The 17,158-nt window shown below is 58.0% G+C and carries 22 protein-coding genes and 1 pseudogene; 19 read left to right on the top strand and 4 right to left on the bottom strand.

Annotated elements, in window-relative coordinates; all coding sequences use genetic code 11:
* The first annotated feature begins 141 nt into the window (after positions 1-141).
* Positions 142-330, top strand: a complete 189-nt coding sequence (locus KGB06_RS07685) for a hypothetical protein (protein WP_223513458.1) — start codon at positions 142-144, stop codon at positions 328-330.
* Between the two features lie 139 nt (positions 331-469).
* Positions 470-751 (top strand): hypothetical protein, encoded by a 282-nt coding sequence (locus KGB06_RS07680; RefSeq protein ID WP_223513455.1) that lies wholly within the window; start codon positions 470-472, stop codon positions 749-751.
* Positions 752-761: 10 nt separating this feature from the next.
* Here KGB06_RS07680 and KGB06_RS07675 read toward each other — a convergent pair whose 3' ends face one another.
* Positions 762-992 (bottom strand): hypothetical protein, encoded by a 231-nt coding sequence (locus KGB06_RS07675; RefSeq protein ID WP_223513452.1) that lies wholly within the window; start codon positions 990-992, stop codon positions 762-764.
* Positions 993-1,064: 72 nt separating this feature from the next.
* The gene (locus tag KGB06_RS07670; RefSeq protein WP_223513450.1) at positions 1,065-1,421 is read right to left on the bottom strand and encodes a hypothetical protein; all 357 of its coding nucleotides are present in this window, start codon (positions 1,419-1,421) and stop codon (positions 1,065-1,067) included.
* Between the two features lie 212 nt (positions 1,422-1,633).
* On the opposite strand from KGB06_RS07670, the gene KGB06_RS07665 reads away from it, so the two are divergent.
* The 5 genes from KGB06_RS07665 to ada all read left to right on the top strand — a co-directional run bounded on the left by KGB06_RS07665 (position 1,634) and on the right by ada (position 4,760).
* Positions 1,634-1,936 carry a DUF1883 domain-containing protein gene (locus KGB06_RS07665; protein WP_007946189.1) on the top strand — a complete coding sequence of 101 codons (303 nt, stop codon included), beginning with the start codon at positions 1,634-1,636 and terminating at the stop codon, positions 1,934-1,936.
* Between the two features lie 35 nt (positions 1,937-1,971).
* The gene (locus KGB06_RS07660; protein ID WP_223513448.1) at positions 1,972-2,142 is read left to right on the top strand and encodes a hypothetical protein; all 171 of its coding nucleotides are present in this window, start codon (positions 1,972-1,974) and stop codon (positions 2,140-2,142) included.
* A 128-nt stretch (positions 2,143-2,270) separates the two neighbouring features.
* Complete coding sequence (locus KGB06_RS07655; protein ID WP_223513447.1) at positions 2,271-2,939, top strand: 2OG-Fe(II) oxygenase; 669 nt, start codon at positions 2,271-2,273, stop codon at positions 2,937-2,939.
* Between the two features lie 3 nt (positions 2,940-2,942).
* Positions 2,943-3,608: a DNA oxidative demethylase AlkB gene (gene alkB / locus KGB06_RS07650; protein WP_223513445.1), complete on the top strand. Its 666-nt coding sequence runs from the start codon at positions 2,943-2,945 to the stop codon at positions 3,606-3,608.
* Between the two features lie 87 nt (positions 3,609-3,695).
* Entirely contained in the window at positions 3,696-4,760 is a 1,065-nt protein-coding gene (gene ada, locus KGB06_RS07645) for a bifunctional DNA-binding transcriptional regulator/O6-methylguanine-DNA methyltransferase Ada (RefSeq protein WP_223513443.1), read from the top strand.
* Here ada and KGB06_RS07640 read toward each other — a convergent pair whose 3' ends face one another.
* The gene (locus tag KGB06_RS07640; protein WP_223513440.1) at positions 4,761-5,744 is read right to left on the bottom strand and encodes an MDR family oxidoreductase; all 984 of its coding nucleotides are present in this window, start codon (positions 5,742-5,744) and stop codon (positions 4,761-4,763) included.
* Between the two features lie 187 nt (positions 5,745-5,931).
* Here KGB06_RS07640 and KGB06_RS07635 point away from each other — a divergent pair, with 187 nt between their 5' ends.
* The 7 genes and pseudogenes from KGB06_RS07635 to KGB06_RS07605 all read left to right on the top strand — a co-directional run bounded on the left by KGB06_RS07635 (position 5,932) and on the right by KGB06_RS07605 (position 11,618).
* On the top strand, positions 5,932-6,996 hold the full coding sequence (locus KGB06_RS07635) for an NAD(P)H-dependent flavin oxidoreductase (protein WP_223513437.1): 1,065 nt from the start codon (positions 5,932-5,934) through the stop codon (positions 6,994-6,996).
* 279 nt (positions 6,997-7,275) lie between these two features.
* Positions 7,276-8,043, top strand: a complete 768-nt coding sequence (gene modA / locus KGB06_RS07630; protein ID WP_223513435.1) for a molybdate ABC transporter substrate-binding protein — start codon at positions 7,276-7,278, stop codon at positions 8,041-8,043.
* Positions 8,044-8,724: a molybdate ABC transporter permease subunit gene (gene modB, locus KGB06_RS07625; RefSeq protein WP_223513432.1), complete on the top strand. Its 681-nt coding sequence runs from the start codon at positions 8,044-8,046 to the stop codon at positions 8,722-8,724.
* Positions 8,725-8,727: 3 nt separating this feature from the next.
* Positions 8,728-9,807 (top strand): molybdenum ABC transporter ATP-binding protein, encoded by a 1,080-nt coding sequence (modC, locus tag KGB06_RS07620; RefSeq protein ID WP_223513424.1) that lies wholly within the window; start codon positions 8,728-8,730, stop codon positions 9,805-9,807.
* A gap of 85 nt (positions 9,808-9,892) precedes the next feature.
* A pseudogene (locus KGB06_RS07615) lies at positions 9,893-10,327 on the top strand (DNA topoisomerase IB); the annotation flags it as partial.
* Between the two features lie 390 nt (positions 10,328-10,717).
* Positions 10,718-10,948, top strand: a complete 231-nt coding sequence (locus KGB06_RS07610) for a hypothetical protein (protein WP_007946177.1) — start codon at positions 10,718-10,720, stop codon at positions 10,946-10,948.
* Positions 10,949-11,333: 385 nt separating this feature from the next.
* Positions 11,334-11,618 (top strand): hypothetical protein, encoded by a 285-nt coding sequence (locus KGB06_RS07605; protein WP_223513421.1) that lies wholly within the window; start codon positions 11,334-11,336, stop codon positions 11,616-11,618.
* A 5-nt stretch (positions 11,619-11,623) separates the two neighbouring features.
* On the opposite strand, the gene KGB06_RS07600 is transcribed toward KGB06_RS07605, so the two are convergent.
* Positions 11,624-12,310 carry a TetR/AcrR family transcriptional regulator gene (locus KGB06_RS07600; protein WP_411741836.1) on the bottom strand — a complete coding sequence of 229 codons (687 nt, stop codon included), beginning with the start codon at positions 12,308-12,310 and terminating at the stop codon, positions 11,624-11,626.
* Between the two features lie 178 nt (positions 12,311-12,488).
* Between KGB06_RS07600 and KGB06_RS07595 the strand changes: the two genes are divergently transcribed.
* From KGB06_RS07595 to KGB06_RS07575, 5 genes are all read left to right on the top strand, one after another.
* Positions 12,489-13,349: an NAD(P)H-binding protein gene (locus tag KGB06_RS07595; protein WP_223513887.1), complete on the top strand. Its 861-nt coding sequence runs from the start codon at positions 12,489-12,491 to the stop codon at positions 13,347-13,349.
* A 292-nt stretch (positions 13,350-13,641) separates the two neighbouring features.
* Complete coding sequence (locus KGB06_RS07590) at positions 13,642-15,426, top strand: DUF1538 domain-containing protein (RefSeq protein ID WP_223513415.1); 1,785 nt, start codon at positions 13,642-13,644, stop codon at positions 15,424-15,426.
* Positions 15,423-15,785, top strand: coding sequence for a P-II family nitrogen regulator (locus tag KGB06_RS07585; protein WP_223513412.1), 363 nt, complete (start codon positions 15,423-15,425; stop codon positions 15,783-15,785). Before KGB06_RS07590 ends, KGB06_RS07585 begins: the two co-directional genes overlap by 4 nt.
* Positions 15,782-16,174 carry a hypothetical protein gene (locus KGB06_RS07580; protein ID WP_223513409.1) on the top strand — a complete coding sequence of 131 codons (393 nt, stop codon included), beginning with the start codon at positions 15,782-15,784 and terminating at the stop codon, positions 16,172-16,174. Before KGB06_RS07585 ends, KGB06_RS07580 begins: the two co-directional genes overlap by 4 nt.
* Before the next feature lie 312 nt (positions 16,175-16,486).
* Entirely contained in the window at positions 16,487-16,957 is a 471-nt protein-coding gene (locus tag KGB06_RS07575) for an SgcJ/EcaC family oxidoreductase (protein ID WP_223513406.1), read from the top strand.
* The last annotated feature ends 201 nt before the right edge of the window (positions 16,958-17,158 follow it).

Genomic DNA, 17,158 nt, shown 5'->3' with positions numbered 1-17,158 from the left:
TTCTAATAGATAGCAGATAACTTCGAACCCACACTGGCAGTTCCACCAGACAGGCAATCGCACCACCATACGCCCATCGGCACTTTCTGAGTGCATTTGGCGCTATCATTGCGCAATTGAACCAGCCAACGAGGCAGATAGATGTCGGAAGCAAAAAGCGTCAACGGGTTCCTGATCAAACAGAAAGACGGCCAATGGTGGATAGAGAACTTCGGCGGCACCGAGACTATCACCGGGCCATTCCCTACCGAAAAGCTGGCGATTGAGGTGGCATCCGTGTTGGAGCTGGAACACCCGCCCGTCAAACGCCGCAGTAAAGACAAGACTTGATCTGAACCGGTTTTTGACCAAGCCCTGCTTCGCGCAGGGCTTTTTTGTGATTAAACGAGAGGAAGTGGCCCTTCGCTATAACCTTTTGAAGCCAGCGCTGTCACAGGCTTAGCCCCATCATCCTGACGACGACAACGACATGACTAAATTTTTGCCTCTGATTGCAGTATTGGCCCTGAGCGGCTGCGCCACCTCGGAAACGACTTATCTGAAAAATGGTGAGCAGGGGCTGACCATCGACTGCTCCGGCGAAGCCAACTCCTGGGCCACGTGCTACGAAAAAGCCGATACCTCTTGCGCTGGCACCGGCTACCGAATTGTCGGGACCGACGGCACGCCATCAACCAAAGAAAGTGACAAGACCCTGGGTGTCGATGTAGGCAATTTCAAGAACCGCAGCGTTGTCGTGGTCTGCAAGTAAGGTATCGACGTTACATATGAATTTCAGCGAATTTGATCCCGAGGCCCCGCACGGCCTCGATCAAGTCGTCGAGACGACTGAAGGACTCGACTTCATCGTTATCGTCCACCAGAAAATAACTGCGCCCGGCGCTTTTCTTGAAAAACACGATCCATTCCCCCGGGTTCGCCGGATTTTGAATCACATGGGTGGCAGAGATGTGGCCCTCTGCATGACGCTCCCGAACCTGCTCTCGCTTCATGCCTGACTCCAGAAATGACAATGCCGTCAAAGCGTAGCCTTGACGGCATCGATGTAAATTGTCGCTAGTCTATCAGCCGGAAATACAGGTATTGGCGGCTTTCTGCACATCCTTGGGACGCACCGGTACATTGGACATCCGCTCATGCAGCTTGATGCTGCTGCCACCGGAGCGATTTTCAATGTCAAAGACGGCTGCCGGCGCCGACGAGAACTTCGCCGGAACGATCACACGCATCCCGTCTTTTTGCGGTTCCAACTGCAAGGCGCCACGACTCTCGGCCAGATGCTCAACCAGGCACTGCGCGTACTCATGGGGCTTCTTGCCTGAGATCACGTTCATGGTCGGCAGCGTCTCATCGATCTCCGAAACATTCGCGCAGCCACTCACGACCAACGCCAACGGCAGGACTAACACACCCCACTTCATACAAAACCTCCGATAAAGACCCTCGGACAGCACAAAGGCTGATTTTCTCCGAGGCGGACCACTTTTATCGCTCATGGAATGCCGAAAAACCGGTTTTAATTGTCAAAACGGAGCGCGACGACCCGATAATAACCTGTACGGGCTGATAAACTGCGCCCATCGCCCAAGCTATCGTTTTGATTTTGTAGAATAAGCCCTTCTGGAGGCGCCTCATGAAATTTATCCACCAGCGCGAGCACCTCAATGAAGACGACATCGTCGTCATCCAGTGCTCCCAAACGTGCAACATCCGCTTGATGAACGACGCCAACTTCCGAAGCTTCAAGAATGGCGGTCGTCACACTTACCACGGCGGCGCATTCGACACCTTCCCGGCCCGGATTACCGCGCCGAGCACCGGCTTCTGGAACATCACCATCGACACGGTCAACCGCCGGCCGATCAGCGTGACCCGCAAACCGACCCTGACGCACTCGATCAAGATCATCCGTCGCTCCAGCACAAAACTGAGCTGATTAACGTCCGCACATGAAGTAAAGCAGGTATCACCGTGGCCCAAACGACCAAGTACGTCATCAAATACAAACTCAACGGTGAACGCCGCTTCGAGTTTGCCCAGCTTGAAAACGGCACCGCAGATGAAGCCAAGGCTGCGCTTGAGGTCATTCATAGCCAGAGCGACGACGTCATCAGCGAGATCAGCGTCAGCAAAGCGCTGTAACAGCCCCCCCGGAGCGACAGCATGAATGTCTGCTCCTGCTTCTGAAGTTTGACCGCAAGCACCGGGGTGTTCACCCTGTCACCACGGCCTAGACTGACCACCTCAACCTTTGGTGAAGGCGTCAGATCATGCTGGAGCAACAACTCGATCAGGATGGCTGCGCCATTATCCGATCACTCCTGAGTGCCGAGGTCTGCGACGAAATCAGCGCCCTTTACGGGCAGCCTGAGCTCTTTCGTTCACAGGTGATCATGGCTCGTCACGGTTTTGGTCGTGGCGAGTACAAGTACTTCAAGTACCCCCTGCCGGATCCCGTCGCCCGCTTGCGTAGCGAGCTCTACCCCGGACTGGTGCCAATTGCCAATCGCTGGTACGAATGGATGGACCTGCCGACTCGCTTTCCTGACACGCACGAAGCATTTCTGCAACGCTGCCATGCCGCCGGTCAGGAACGTCCGACGCCCTTGTTGCTGCAATATGGCCCGCAGGACTACAACTGCCTGCATCAGGATCTGTACGGCGAACACGTCTTCCCGTTGCAAGTGGCGATTCTTCTGTCAGCACCCAACGAAGATTTTACCGGCGGCGAATTCGTCCTGACCGAACAGCGCCCCCGAATGCAGTCACGCCCTCAGGTCATTGACCTGAAGAAAGGCGATGCCTTGATCTTTGCCGTCAGCCAGCGGCCGGTCAAAGGTGTTCGCGGCTATTACCGAGTGAACATGCGCCACGGCGTGAGTCGCGTGCATAGCGGAAAACGGCATACCCTTGGAATCATCTTTCACGATGCGTTATGACCCATGAGCCCCACCACTCTGGATATGTTTGCCAACGTAGAACCCGAGCAGCCGCCCAGGCGCGAGCAGATCGGCGAACAAGCCTGCATCTTGCGCGGCTTCGCCCTGCCCCGGCTGAATCCGTTACTGACCGCACTGGACGCGGTTTTAGCGGCCGCACCGTTTCGACAAATGGTCACGCCCGGCGGCTTTACCATGTCGGTTGCGTTAAGCAGTTGTGGCGCCTTGGGCTGGACCACTGATCGAAGCGGCTACAAATACACGCGCAATGACCCACTGACCGGGCAACCCTGGCCCGAGATGCCGGAGGTATTTTTCGAACTGGCACAAGCAGCGGCGCGTGAAGCAGGATTCGCGGATTTTGTGCCCGATTCCTGCTTGATCAATCGCTATGTCCCTGGGGCCAGGATGTCATTGCACCAGGACAAAGACGAAGGCTCCTACGCAGCCCCGATCGTTTCGGTGTCGCTGGGATTGCCGGCGACCTTCCTGTTTGGCGGTTTTGAACGAAGCGATAAAAGCCAGCGCGTTCCGTTGCTGCATGGCGACATCGTGGTCTGGGGTGGCGTGGACCGTTTGCGCTATCACGGCGTACTACCGATCAAGGATGGTCATCATCCGAGACTGGGCGAACAAAGGATCAACTTCACTTTTCGCACGGCCGGATGAAGCACTCGAATTTGACCGCAAGACCCGGAGTGCGACGCCCCTTCTGCCTGATTAATCTGCATGAAACGGGTCAATGGACATACAGACATGACAACGCATTCGACTAAAACAGCAACCGAGATCGATCCTCGCTGGGCCGCGGTCGTCGCGCGCGATCCGGCCGCAGACGGGCAGTTTGTCTATGCGGTAAAAACCACCGGCATCTACTGCCGCCCCAGCAGTCTGGCGCGCTTGCCGAAACCGCAAAATGTCGAGTTTTTCGACACGCCGGAACAAGCCCAGGCGGCGGGTTATCGTCCAAGCAAACGCGCCGTAAAAGATCAAAGTGACGTCGCCGCCCAACACGCGGCCACTGTTGCCGCGGCCTGCCGGCACATCGAATCCGCCGAAAATCTGCCGGCGCTCAATGAACTGGCGGACGCAGCAGGCCTCAGCAGTTTCCACTTCCATCGAGTGTTCAAAGCCGTTACGGGGCTGACACCCAAGGGTTACGCCACGGCCCATCGTTCGCGCAAGGTTCGTGAACGTCTGGCGGACGGCGGCACGGTCACCGATGCCCTATATGACGCCGGCTTCAATTCCAACAGTCGTTTCTATGAAGCAGCGGATCATCTGTTGGGCATGAAGCCAGGTGACTACCGCGCCGCAGGACAAAATACCGACATCCGTTTTGCCGTCGGACAGTGTTCCCTGGGAGCCATTCTGGTGGCGCAAAGTGAACGCGGGGTTTGCGCGATTCTGCTGGGGGATGATCCACACCAACTGGTCTGCGATCTACAGGATAAGTTTCGCCGCGCCCATCTGATCGGTGCCGATCATGAATTCGAGCAACTGATCGCTCAGGTTGTAGGATTTATCGAAGCTCCGGCCCTTGGCCTGGACTTGCCGCTGGACGTGCGCGGCACGGCGTTTCAGGAGCGCGTCTGGCAAGCCTTGCGCGAGATTCCCGCCGGTAGCACCGCCAGTTATGCCGAGATCGCCCTACGCATCGGCTCGCCAAAAGCCGTTCGCGCCGTGGCCCAGGCGTGCGGCGCGAACAGTCTGGCAGTGGCGATCCCTTGCCACCGCGTGGTACGGAGCGACGGCAACCTGTCGGGCTACCGCTGGGGGGTTGAGCGCAAACGCGTTTTGCTGGAACGCGAGACGCGCTGATCAGCGATTCACATCGACCACCACCCGCCCGCGCAATTGCCCGGCGAGCAAGCGCGGCGCGGCATCGATGGCTTCGCTCAAACCGATTTCATGACTGATCAGTGACAACAACGCGAAGTCCAGGTCCTTGGCCAGCCGATTCCAGGCCAGTACGCGTCTGGCCTTGGGCTGGGTCACGCTGTTGATCCCGGCCAATGTCACGCCGCGCAAAATGAATGGTGCGACCGAGGCCGGAAAGTCCATGCCTTGCGCCAGTCCACACGCCGCGACCGTGCCGTTAGCCTTGGTGCTGGCGCAGGCATTGGCCAAGGTGTGGCTGCCGACCGAGTCAATGACCGCCGCCCAACGCTCCTTCGCCAACGGTTTGCCGGGTTCGGACAACGTGGCGCGGTCAATGATTTCATTGGCGCCCAGGCGTTTCAGGTACTCGTGTTCGGTCGTTCGCCCGGTGGATGCCACGACGCGATAACCCAGCTTGCTCAGCAGCGCGATGGCGAAACTGCCTACACCGCCATTGGCACCGGTCACCAGCACTTCGCCTTGCTCCGGCGTCACGCCGTTATGCTCCAACGCCAGGATGCACAGCATTGCCGTATAGCCCGCAGTGCCAATCGCCATGGCCTGAGCGCTGGTAAATTCCTTTGGCAGTGGAATCAGCCAGTCACCATTCAGGCGTGCCTTCTGCGCCAATCCACCCCAATGGCCCTCGCCCACGCCCCAACCATTGAGCACGACTTGATCACCGACCTTGTAGTCCGGGTGCTCACTGACTTCGACAGTGCCGGCCAGATCGATCCCCGGCACCATCGGGAATTTTCGCACCACCGGGCTGCTGCCGGTGATTGCCAATCCATCCTTGAAGTTCAGGGTGCTGTACGCCACGCGTACCGTCACATCACCCTCGGGCAGTTGCTCGTCATTGATCTCTTGCAGTGTGGCCCGGTAACCGCTGTCGTCTTTGTCGATCAAAATACCGTTGAACATCGTTGCCTCTCAATGGAATCAATCAGAATGTGGGACCCTTGAAATACCACAAAGAAACATTTCGCCGTACCAGACTTTAAGCCAAACCGCTGACCAGCCAAAAGTCGACTGGTCCTTCACCCGCGATAACTGGTAAAAAACCGGTTCTACCGTCCCTGTCCTGTTTTGACGTCGGAGCATCATTCAAATGAGCCAATGGCCAGACACCCGCATTCTCGACCTGCTCGGTATCGAACTGCCGATCATCCAGGCCCCCATGGCCGGCGCCAATGGATCGGCCATGGTCGTCGCGGTAAGTAACGCTGGCGGTCTGGGCTCGATGCCAGCGGCGATGCTGAGCATCGAGCAACTGCGCGAAGAGCTGAAGACGATTCGCCAACACAGCCAGCGCCCGTTCAACATCAACTATTTCTGCCATCAACCTCCGGCTCCGGATGAGCAACGTGCCCGGGACTGGAAGAACTTGCTGGAACCTTACTACCGGGAACTGGGCGTCGATTTCGATGCGCCGACACCGGTATCCAATCGAGCACCATTCGATGCCGCGGCCTGTGAGGTCGTCGAAGAGTTTCGCCCTGGAGTGGTCAGTTTTCACTTCGGTTTGCCGGAAAAATCCCTGCTGGATCGGGTAAAAGCCACCGGCGCGAAAATTCTGTCCTCGGCCACCACGGTCGAAGAAGCCGTCTGGCTGGAACAGCAGGGCTGTGACGCAATCATCGCCATGGGTTACGAGGCCGGTGGTCATCGCGGGATGTTTCTCAGTGACGATCTGAGCAGCCAGGTCGGGACCTTTGCTTTGGTGCCTCAAATTGTCGATGCCGTGAAAGTGCCGGTGATTGCAGCCGGTGGAATCAGTGATGCGCGGGGTGTTGCGGCAGCCTTTGTGTTGGGCGCTTCGGCGGTGCAGGTGGGCACGGCTTACTTGTTCACGCCAGAAGCCAAGGTCAGCCGGTCGCACTACAAAGCGTTGCGCACCGCCAAAGAAAGCGAGACCGCCGTCACCAACATTTTCACAGGTCGCCCGGCACGCGGCATTCTCAATCGGGTGATGCGCGAACTCGGGCCGATCAGCGATAAAGCGCCGACCTTCCCACTCGCCGGTGGTGCGCTGATGCCGTTGCGAGCCAAGGACGAAGCGGATTTCAGCAATCTGTGGGCTGGGCAGGCATTCAGGTTAGGCGTTGAAATGACGGCTGCAGAATTGACCCGACACTTGGCGGATGCAGGACTGGCCAAGCTGCTCGGTCGATAAAGCGATCCCCTGTGACAGCTGCCGAGCCCGCGAGGCTGCGTCCGGCGGCGCAGCCGTCGTAAACCCTGCCTCCACGGTGTATCTGATACAACCGAGTTGCCTGATCTTACGGCTGCTTCGCAACCGGACGCAGGCTTCGCCAGCTGCTACAAGGTTGAGCGCGGCTAATACCGATTCCCCACTCAGAAACCAACACATTCCGTTTACAGGCTTTTCGCTATATATTCATCTATATAGCGATTTACCCCTTGCAGCACTCGCCTACCACGGAGCCGTTTCATGACCATTCGTGCCTCACGTTTTGCCCCTGCGTGCCTCACCAGCCTGATCGCAGTCTTCGCTTTCGGAGCCGCCCATGCGGACGAAGTCCAGGTCGCTGTCGCGGCCAACTTCACTGCCCCCATTCAGGCCATCGCTGCCGATTTCGAAAAAGACACCGGGCACAAACTGGTCGCGGCTTATGGTGCAACCGGCCAGTTCTACACCCAGATCAAGAATGGCGCGCCGTTCGAAGTGTTCCTCTCGGCAGACGACACCACGCCGCAAAAACTTGAAGCCGAAGGCGACGCGGTCAAGGGTTCGCGCTTCACCTACGCCATTGGCACCCTGGCCTTGTGGTCGGCCAAGGACGGTTACGTCGATGCCAAGGGCAAAGTGCTGAGCGACAATCAATATCAGCATCTGTCCATCGCCAATCCCAAGGCCGCACCTTACGGCCTGGCCGCGACTCAGGTACTGGCCAAGCTGGGGCTGACCGACAAGGTCAAGGACAAAATCGTTGAGGGCCAGAACATCACCCAGGCCTATCAATTCGTCTCCACCGGCAACGCCGAACTTGGCTTTGTCGCCTTGTCGCAGATCTACAAAGACGGCAAAGTCACCGGCGGTTCGGCGTGGATCGTTCCAGCCGACATGCACGACCCGATCAAACAAGATGGGGTGATCCTCAACAAAGGCAAGGACAACCCGGCCGCCAAGGCACTGGTTGACTACCTTAAAGGTCCGAAAGCCGCCGCTGTCATCAAATCCTACGGTTACCAACTCTAAATGACGCTGACGAGTGCCGACTTCTCCGCCATCTGGCTGACCCTCAAACTGGCGTCCCTGACGACTGCCATCCTGCTGGTCATCGGCACTCCGATTGCGTTATGGCTATCGCGCACCCGTTCCTGGTTGCGCGGTCCGGTCGGGGCGATAGTCGCCCTGCCCTTGGTCCTGCCGCCCACGGTGATTGGCTTTTATCTGTTGCTGGCGCTGGGGCCTCACGGCTTTGTCGGTCAGTTCACCCAATCGCTGGGGTTTGGCACCCTGACATTCAGTTTTGCGGGGCTGGTCGTTGGCTCGGTGCTGTATTCGATGCCATTCGTGGTTCAACCGCTGCAAAACGCCTTTTCCGCCATTGGCACTCGTCCATTAGAGGTCGCCGCGACCTTGCGCGCGAATCCATGGGACACTTTCTTCAGCGTGATCCTGCCCCTCGCCCGACCCGGTTTTATCACCGCTGCGATTCTCGGCTTCGCCCACACCGTCGGCGAGTTCGGCGTGGTATTGATGATCGGTGGCAACATCCCGGACAAGACTCGCGTGGTTTCAGTACAGATCTACGATCACGTCGAAGCCATGGAGTACGCCCAGGCCCATTGGCTGGCCGGGGCGATGCTGGTGTTCTCCTTTGCAGTGTTGCTGGTGCTCTATTCCGGCCGTAAAACCAAAGCAGGCTGGAGCTGATCGATGATCGATATGCGTCTGAAACTGAGCTATTCGGGGTTCGCCCTGGACGTGGACCTGCAATTGCCTGGTCGTGGCGTGACGGCGCTTTACGGACACTCGGGCTCGGGCAAGACCACCTGCCTGCGCTGCATTGCGGGGCTGGAACGGGCGCAACAGGGTTTTATCCAGATCAACGATGAGATCTGGCAGGACAGCGACAACAAGATTTTCGTGCCGCCGCATAAACGCGCGCTCGGTTATGTTTTTCAGGAAGCCAGTTTGTTTCCCCATCTGTCGGTGTTGGCGAATCTGGAGTTTGGCCTCAAGCGCATCCCGAAACAGCAGCGCCGAGTCGACATGGACCATGCCACGGAACTGCTGGGGATCGGGCACCTGTTGGAGCGTCACCCGCAGCATCTTTCCGGCGGCGAACGGCAACGGGTCGGCATCGCCCGCGCGCTGCTCACCAGCCCGAAACTTTTGTTGATGGACGAACCGCTGGCGGCGCTGGACAGTCAGCGCAAGAACGAAATCCTGCCTTACCTGCAACGCCTGCACGATGAGTTGGACATCCCGGTGCTGTACGTCAGCCACTCGCAGGATGAGGTCGCGCGGCTGGCCGACCATATCGTCTTGCTGAGCGAAGGCAAGGCACTGGCCAGCGGCCCCATCGGCGAAACCCTCGCTCGCCTGGACCTGCCAATGGCGCTGGGCGACGACGCCGGAGTGGTGATCGAAGGGCATGTCAGCGCCTATGACGCCCACTATCAGTTGCTGACTTTGCAGTTACCCGATACCGATCTGGGCATTCGCGTCGCCCACGCGCCCATGCCCTTGGGGCAGGCGCTGCGCTGCAAGGTACACGCGCGCGATGTCAGCCTGAGCCTGCGAAGCGTCGAGCAAAGCAGCATCCTTAATCGCTTGCCGGTGACGGTAATCAGTGAAATCGGTGCCGACAACGCCGCCCATGTGCTGATCCGCCTGAACGCCGCCGGCACACCCTTGCTGTCACGTATCACCCGCTACTCCCGAGACCAGTTGGGCCTGCATCCCGGCCAGCAACTCTGGGCACAAATCAAAGCGGTGGCGGTCCTGGCTTAAATCCGCCGGCACCAACGACAAACGAGTGCGGTCAATGGCTGTACTTGCCCCTGATTTGTCGCCGAGGATGATTTGCCATGTCCGCAAGCGCTCCCAGGAAATCCCCGGACAAAATCTATTCCAGTATCTGGATGAAAACGGCGAGCGACATACCGTCAGTTCCGCCGACGTCAATGCCTACCTGCAAACCCTCACCGGCGCCGATTTCACGGCAAAGGATTACCGCACCTGGGCGGGCAGTGTTCTGGCGTTGTCCGTGCTGCGCGAATTGCAGTGGGAGCCCGAGTCCGATGCAAAGCGACAGGTAGTAGAGATGGTGAAGAACGTCGCCAGACAATTGGGCGACACGCCGGCGGTGTGCCGAAAATGCTACATCCACCCGGCGGTGCTGGAAGCTTTTATGCTCGGCGCCCTGGCAGAGCTGCCTCGACCAAGATTGCGTAAAGGGCTCAAATCAGAGGAAGTCGGGCTGACCGTGTTCCTTGACCGAATGCTCGCCAGTGCTGAAGCGACGAACTGACCTGTCTATTTTTTGCACGATCACAAAGAACTTCTATAGTTGATCTGAACATGAATCAGCTGCGGTGACGCCATGGAAGACATTTTCGTTGCGAAGCGATGCAACAAGATCACCATTCATGGCCGCCGAGCGGGAGAAACCGGCTACCCACCACCTGACGCCGCTGTCTTGTATCGCATTGCCGATACTCGCACGCAGGGGTTCATCGGGGGCCAACGGCTGAATTCAACGTCGCAAGTGATGGCCCGCCCAGGTTGATGAACAGTCACCTGACTGCCACGGGTCTATACTGAAAACTACTGAAGGAACAGCAACCCCAACAGCAGAAAGCTCGCCCCTCGCGGGCTTTTTGTTGCCACTTGCCAGGTTTCTTCTACGGAGGTGTTTGCCATGTCCGAAAAAGAGTCCATCACCACCCTCCTCACCCTGCTCGACTCCCGGCAGGCGCGACTTGCCGCCGCGTGCAAGGAAATTGCCGACTGGGTCGATCATCAGGGGGGGCACCCGACAGCCCTCAGAATTCGTGATCGGCTGAACGACATCGAAAAAGACACACCGCTGATTCGAAACACGCTGTCGTCTTTAAAACCTGTCGACCCGCCCCTCCCACGGTTCAGATGATTCGGTCCGGACACGCGACGCAAGCACAGGGCCTGTTTCAGGCCCCATGAGCGGTGACCTCATCGTCACCGGGTCTGCGCATGTCTGTAGGTCTGCTGTTGCACCCTCAACCCGGCCTGTCGCCGGGCTTTTTTTCGACACTTCTTTCACGTCACATTTACAACTCAAGTCCTACAGTGAGCTACTCCTTTGAAGAATTACCTTGGTCTGCCCGCATGCAGGCCTTTTTTTTGCCTCTGAAAACCTATCGGCCTCCGCCGACCTACAGGTATGTGGCGTTTTGCGAGTTTCCGGCGGCCCTGAAAAAGGTTTGCTCGCCAGGAAGCCAACGAACGCTCGCGTTTGCGGGGGGTCAAACAATCACACGTCACGAAGGAGGCGTTCCATGGTCACCCACTTCAAAGTCAGCGGGCACTTGGCCTGCGGCCACAAAGGCAGCAACCTCACGTCCACCCAAGAACTGAACCGTGTGAAATGCAGAAGTTGCCGAAACACCGATGCGTACAAGGAAGCGCGCAAGGTCCAGCGCAATGCGGCACGCCGTGCCGCACGCAAGGCCAAAGCCACTCACATCGCCAATGACTGGCGCTCAGCCTGGACCGAGCGGCTTGTCGCCATGGCCGGGCTGCAAAGACTGCCTCGTGGTTTTACCGGCCAGCCTTTTGTTTAGAAGGCTCATTCAACAACTGGGTCGGCCCTGCTCGGCCCAGTATTCATGTTCGCGTGCTTCATGATTTCAGCGAGCGACATGCGCTTGAACGCTTCAAACAACCGCCGCCCCTCTTCGGGTGCACAAGATATGGCCAGGCGCATAGTTGCCTCACCCAACTGCCAGATCAGAAAAGCTGCGTCAGCAACTTGCTGGGCATCACTGCCTGGAAACACCCGAAGCATCGCATCGGCCAGCAACCTGCCCGCCACGCGACTCTCCTCCAGCTCCAATGCCAGCAGTTGCTTGTCGGCCTGCATCCCCGACCAGATATCACGCATCGCCGGCTCTGCCTGAGCGATGTCGTAATACTGCTCCAGCAAATCCGAATAGGCCTCGCTCAATCCTTGTGCGTCCTCAACAGCTGCCAGTGCTGCCTCTATGCATCGGCGACTCTCGGCGTTGAAGCGCTCCGCCAGCGTACGGATTACTGCACTCTTGTCTGGAAAATACTGATACAGCGATCCGATCGAAATCTCCGAGCGTTCGGCAATTTCACTCATCTTTAGCGAATCGCTGCCCTTGGTCGCAATTAGCTGCGTTGCCACGGCAAGTATTCGCTCTTGTCGCTCGCGGCTGCGTTGTTGCGTGGGGTTGCGTCGGGTCGGCTCTGAAAAGGGATGTTCGCGCCCGGTGGTGGCTTTCTTCGGCACTGCATTTCCCCGATCAATTACATGACATGCACTCACATTAGCACCGCCCATTCACACACCCAAGGGGGCAAAGCCGTACGTCGGTTTTCTTCGTCACGCCAGTTGACGGCATAACATGAGCGTTTATCATCTTTTTAACGTGAGTGTCACTCACATTAACCCGATGGAGATGAACGCGATGAACACGCAAGGCACCTTCCTCATTCTCGGCGCGACCGGTAAAACAGGGCGCAGGATCACTCAACGTCTTACAGCTTCGGAACTGCCCGTGCGCCTCGGTTCGCGCCAGGCAAATCCACCCTTCGACTGGGAGAATCGGTCCACCTGGGATGCAGCGCTTGATGGCGTTCACGCTGTTTACATTTCCTACCAACCGGACCTCGCCGTTCCGGGCGCCGTCGAAACGATTCAGGCGTTTACCGATCTGGCCGTTCAAAGCGGCGTCGGCAAACTGGTGCTGCTATCCGGACGCGGAGAGGCCGAAGCAGAACACGCCGAACGCGTTATTCAGAACAGCGGCATCGACTGGACCATCCTTCGTTCCAGCTGGTTCTTCCAGAACTTCAGTGAGGCGCATTTTCTGCAGCCCATTCTTCAGGGTGAACTGGCGCTCCCCGTTGGCAACATCGCGGAGCCCTTTGTCGATGTGGAGGACATTGCCGAGGTTGCAGTTCAGGCGCTGACCCAACCCGGACACTCAGGCCAGCTTTATGAATTGACGGGGCCTCGGGCTCTGACGTTTGCTGATGCGGTCGATGAGATCGCTAAAGGGACCGGCCGCGATATCCGCTTCGTCGCTGTGCCGCCGGATGCCTACAGAGAGGCATTGGAACAGGAACAACTTCCAGCCGATTTGATCGCTCTAGTGTTGTACCTCTTCACAACGGTGCTCGATGGTCGTAACACGCCACTGAGCGATGGCGTCCAGCGCGCACTTGGTCGACCTGCACGAGACTTTAGCGACTATGTTCAGCGCACTTTAGAAGCGGGTGTTTGGGCGAACGAAGGATCTCCTACTGGTACCGAATCATACTTTTGACAGCTTACGGAAGACAAAAAAACCCGTTTCAGCCGACACTGAAACGGGCTTTTCCCCGCATCAACGACCGTTACTTCAGGTCGTCAAGCTGGCGATGATCCTGACGCTTATGTGATACAGGCCAAATTCCTCACCCGAATTAATCAACATCATGACTGAGGTCAATACCTTGACTGCCGAAGGCAGGCAAAATTGTACGCGGCAGAAAAAGATAGTTTTTTAGCCAGAATCGCGACAATACGAGACCGCCTGTTGGTCGTACACCGGTAGATCAACCTCAACTGATGACCCTATGAAAGACCCCATTCGTTACGCCGACTACTTGCATATGATCGGAGCCGGTCGCCGCGAAATACCTATGCGCGAGCTGGTATCCGCACCGGTTCGCGATGCCGATGGCCGCTGGCAGGCCGCGCCCCACAAAGCTGCGAAATTGCGTGGAGGCGAGATCGCCGCCATCCTCAAGCCCTATCTCAATGTCCGGCTGATGGAGCAGCTTCGCGCCGTGGTGCCGCTGGCCCTGTACCTGGTGTTGTTTCAGATCATCATCCTGCGCCAGTTGGTTGAGGACTCGCTGCTTGTCACGGGAGGCCTGTTCGCCGTAATCGTCGGACTGATGCTGTTCATGGAAGGGCTGAAACTCGGCCTGATGCCATTCGGCGAAATAATCGGCAGCAACCTTCCGCGCAAGTTATCCCTGCCGTTGGTGTTGCTGGTTACCCTTCTGCTGGGCATCGGGGTGACTTTCGCTGAACCCGCTATTGGCGCGCTACGCGCCGCTGGGCAAAACGTTTCTGCGCAGCACGCGCCCTACCTCTGGGCGATACTCAACCAGTGGACCAGCGAACTGGTTCTGGTTGTGGGGGCCAGCGTCGGTCTGGCCGCTGTAACCGGCACGCTCCGCTTCCTCTATGGCTGGAGCCTGAAGCCGTTGATCTATTTATCGCTGGCGCCCGTTCTGCTGCTGACGGTGTATATGAGCAGTGACCCTGAGCTTGCAAAGATTATCGGCCTGGCCTGGGATGCTGGCGCGGTCACCACCGGGCCGGTCACTGTACCGCTGGTGCTGGCGTTGGGCATCGGCATCGCCGCTGCTGCAGGCAAGGGCGGTTCCGGGCTGTCCGGGTTCGGTATTGTCACCCTGGCCTCGCTGTTTCCCGTCATCGGAGTAATGCTGCTGGGCCTGTACGTGGCGGCTATCTCCTCGCCGGCAGAAATCGTCGCCGCGGCGCAGGCCGCTACCAACGCCGGACAACTGACTGCAGACTGGCACACGGTCAGCCCCGGACTGGAGATTGTTTCGGGGCTACGGGCCATCGTGCCTTTGGTGATATTCCTGTTGATAGTACTGAAACTGCTGCTGCGCCAAAGCCTGCCGCGACGCGGCGAGATCTTCCTCGGTATCGCCCTGACCGTGGTGGGCATGTGCGTGTTCAATCTCGGTCTGACCTACGGTCTGTCCAAGCTGGGAGGGAGTGCGGGTTCGCTGATTCCGGCGGCCTTCATGCAAACTCCCGGCGCGGACAACTCCCCGCTCTACATGTATGAGGTGGGGTTGGTACTGGCCTTGGCTTTCGCCTGGGTGCTCGGGTACGGGGCGACCGTCGCCGAACCCGCGCTGAATGCGCTCGGCGTCACCGCAGAGACTCTTACCAACGGTTTTATCCGCAAGCGCAGCCTTATACGTGCAGTATCGATAGGTGTCGCCTGCGGTATTGCCGTGGGTGTGGCCAAGTTGGTGTTCGGCCTGCCACTGGTCTGGCTGGTGGTGCCGCCCTACCTGTTCGCGGTGGTACTCACGATTTTTTCGACCGAAGAGTTTGTCAATGTCGCCTGGGATAGCGCGGGTGTCACCACGGGGCCAATAACCGTTCCGCTCGTTCTGGCCATGGGGCTGGGACTGGGTAATGCCACCAACGCAGTCGAGGGTTTCGGAATTCTTTGTATGGCATCCGTCGGCCCGGTCATCAGCGTCATGCTCCTCGGACAGTGGGCGCGTTTCCAGTTGTGGAGACAGACAAAGGCCGCCACGGAACAGCCTGCGAATCAATTAATGGGTACGGGAGAAGCGGGATGAAAGCTGAAGGAATTACCTACCTTACTGACGTTGCACTGATCACCTGCATTGTCCCCGTCGGGCGCGCGGACCTGGTGATCCGTGCGGCCCAGGGCATGGGCGCGCCAGGCGCCATTGTCTACCACGCCAACGGGCTTGGCCCCCGAGAGCGGCTCGGCCTGCTCAGCATCGCCATTGATGCGGAGAAAGAAGTGGTCAGCCTGCTGGTAGCTGCCGACTACCAGGACGCGGTACTCGAGGCCATCTATCACGCGGCCAACCTGGATGTTCCCGGTGCCGGCATGATCTATGCGACACCGGTGGAAAAAGTGGCCACCTACATCCCCCGTGAAATACTGGAACAAGGGAGAGCCTCGTGAGCGTGGCGGTAGCGGGTATACCGGGCGGCGCTGCAAAACTCATTACCTGTGTGTTGCCCGACGATGGCACGGAGCGCAGGCTGCTGCTGCTGTTGCGAGAGGCGCATGGCATTACGCGCGCGGACAGCGTTAGCTGCCGCGGTGTGGCCGTACTGCAGGCCGCCAAAGCACCCCGCAACGAAGTGCCAGAGGCGGTTCTCACCCGGGTGGTCAACGTGGTGGTGGACGAAGCCCAGGCCGAAGCGGTGTTCGACTTCATCTGTGCACACGCCGAACTGACCGAGCCGGGCAGAGGTTTGGTGTACATGGTCAAATTGAATTTCGCGACGCCACTGGCGATGCCTGCGGGCGTAACGCAAGACCCCGGCGCGAAGGTAGAGGGATTTTGAAAACACTAAATTACAAAACGCCCGCTGAAAGATTTAGCCAATCCGATTGCATCACTCCCATTCCAAAAGTGACGCCAAGAAGCAGAGGATATTTCCAGATCGGCCAACAGTGGACAGTCTGCTGGCATGTCAGCAGCGTAGTTTGATTTTCCTCCTATACTCATCGAGAAACTCGGGTTTGCCATTATTGGCGTGCTTCTCCTCGCACAATGTCGCACTCGCAGTGACCACACTCAGGCAAATCAATGATTTGCAAAATGACAAGGAATGTCATTCCATCACCGCTTTCGACCGCCGCCAGGAGTATCGCCGATGAGAAAAATAACTGTCCTGTCAACTGCCCTTGCTGTCGTTCTTGCAGGTTGTGCCTCAGCCCCATCGGGAACGCACACGGAAACTTGCAAGGCAACCAATGAGCAAGAAATCTCGGCCTTGTTTGACCGATGGAATCGCTCGCTGCAAACCGGTGACCCACACCAAGTTGTCGCCAACTATGCCGAACACTCGGTCCTTCTTCCTACCGTGTCGAACAAACCGAGACTAACCCCGACCGAAAAGGAGGACTACTTCCATCACTTCCTGGAAAACAAGCCCGTAGGCAAGATCGACTCAAGGACAATAGAGATTGATTGCAACTCTGCGGTTGACGTTGGACTCTATACGTTCACCTTTCAAACTACGGGTGCTCAAGTCAAAGCTCGCTACACATACACCTACAAGTGGGACGGAAAGCAGTGGTTGATTACTAGTCATCACTCCTCTGCAATGCCAGAGAAGAATTGAGGCGGCGATCACTATCGGACATCGGCGGACATCACTCAGACAGCGCCCGGCTCTTGCTCAACAGGCCAGGCTGGATGTGCATCTCTCTTCGAACCCCATGGGCAAAGGCGGTTCCGGATAGCAACGAAGTGCGCAGCATGCACGCTCTCTGATGTCCCCGGCTCCGGGGGATGGACCGCGCGCTCGACTATCGACTGCGGA

The sequence above is a fragment of the Pseudomonas sp. GL-B-19 genome (genome assembly GCF_019956415.1).
Classification (GTDB): domain Bacteria; phylum Pseudomonadota; class Gammaproteobacteria; order Pseudomonadales; family Pseudomonadaceae; genus Aquipseudomonas.
The sequence above is the reverse complement of the archived record's forward strand: the minus strand, read 5'-3'. Positions and strand labels throughout refer to the sequence as shown.

Excerpts from the sequence above, each read along its gene's own strand:
- modC (WP_223513424.1), top strand. The coding sequence starts at position 8,728 with ATGATCGATATGCGTCTGAAACTGAGCTATTCGGGGTTCGCCCTGGAC.
- KGB06_RS07670 (WP_223513450.1), bottom strand. The coding sequence starts at position 1,421 with ATGAAGTGGGGTGTGTTAGTCCTGCCGTTGGCGTTGGTCGTGAGTGGC.
- KGB06_RS07680 (WP_223513455.1), top strand. The coding sequence starts at position 470 with ATGACTAAATTTTTGCCTCTGATTGCAGTATTGGCCCTGAGCGGCTGC.
- KGB06_RS07610 (WP_007946177.1), top strand. The coding sequence starts at position 10,718 with ATGTCCGAAAAAGAGTCCATCACCACCCTCCTCACCCTGCTCGACTCC.
- KGB06_RS07590 (WP_223513415.1), top strand. The coding sequence starts at position 13,642 with ATGAAAGACCCCATTCGTTACGCCGACTACTTGCATATGATCGGAGCC.
- modA (WP_223513435.1), top strand. The coding sequence starts at position 7,276 with ATGACCATTCGTGCCTCACGTTTTGCCCCTGCGTGCCTCACCAGCCTG.
- KGB06_RS07585 (WP_223513412.1), top strand. The coding sequence starts at position 15,423 with ATGAAAGCTGAAGGAATTACCTACCTTACTGACGTTGCACTGATCACC.
- KGB06_RS07685 (WP_223513458.1), top strand. The coding sequence starts at position 142 with ATGTCGGAAGCAAAAAGCGTCAACGGGTTCCTGATCAAACAGAAAGAC.
- KGB06_RS07635 (WP_223513437.1), top strand. The coding sequence starts at position 5,932 with ATGAGCCAATGGCCAGACACCCGCATTCTCGACCTGCTCGGTATCGAA.
- KGB06_RS07675 (WP_223513452.1), bottom strand. The coding sequence starts at position 992 with ATGAAGCGAGAGCAGGTTCGGGAGCGTCATGCAGAGGGCCACATCTCT.
- KGB06_RS07605 (WP_223513421.1), top strand. The coding sequence starts at position 11,334 with ATGGTCACCCACTTCAAAGTCAGCGGGCACTTGGCCTGCGGCCACAAA.
- alkB (WP_223513445.1), top strand. The coding sequence starts at position 2,943 with ATGAGCCCCACCACTCTGGATATGTTTGCCAACGTAGAACCCGAGCAG.
- KGB06_RS07575 (WP_223513406.1), top strand. The coding sequence starts at position 16,487 with ATGAGAAAAATAACTGTCCTGTCAACTGCCCTTGCTGTCGTTCTTGCA.
- KGB06_RS07640 (WP_223513440.1), bottom strand. The coding sequence starts at position 5,744 with ATGTTCAACGGTATTTTGATCGACAAAGACGACAGCGGTTACCGGGCC.
- ada (WP_223513443.1), top strand. The coding sequence starts at position 3,696 with ATGACAACGCATTCGACTAAAACAGCAACCGAGATCGATCCTCGCTGG.
- KGB06_RS07665 (WP_007946189.1), top strand. The coding sequence starts at position 1,634 with ATGAAATTTATCCACCAGCGCGAGCACCTCAATGAAGACGACATCGTC.
- KGB06_RS07595 (WP_223513887.1), top strand. The coding sequence starts at position 12,489 with ATGAACACGCAAGGCACCTTCCTCATTCTCGGCGCGACCGGTAAAACA.
- modB (WP_223513432.1), top strand. The coding sequence starts at position 8,044 with ATGACGCTGACGAGTGCCGACTTCTCCGCCATCTGGCTGACCCTCAAA.
- KGB06_RS07655 (WP_223513447.1), top strand. The coding sequence starts at position 2,271 with ATGCTGGAGCAACAACTCGATCAGGATGGCTGCGCCATTATCCGATCA.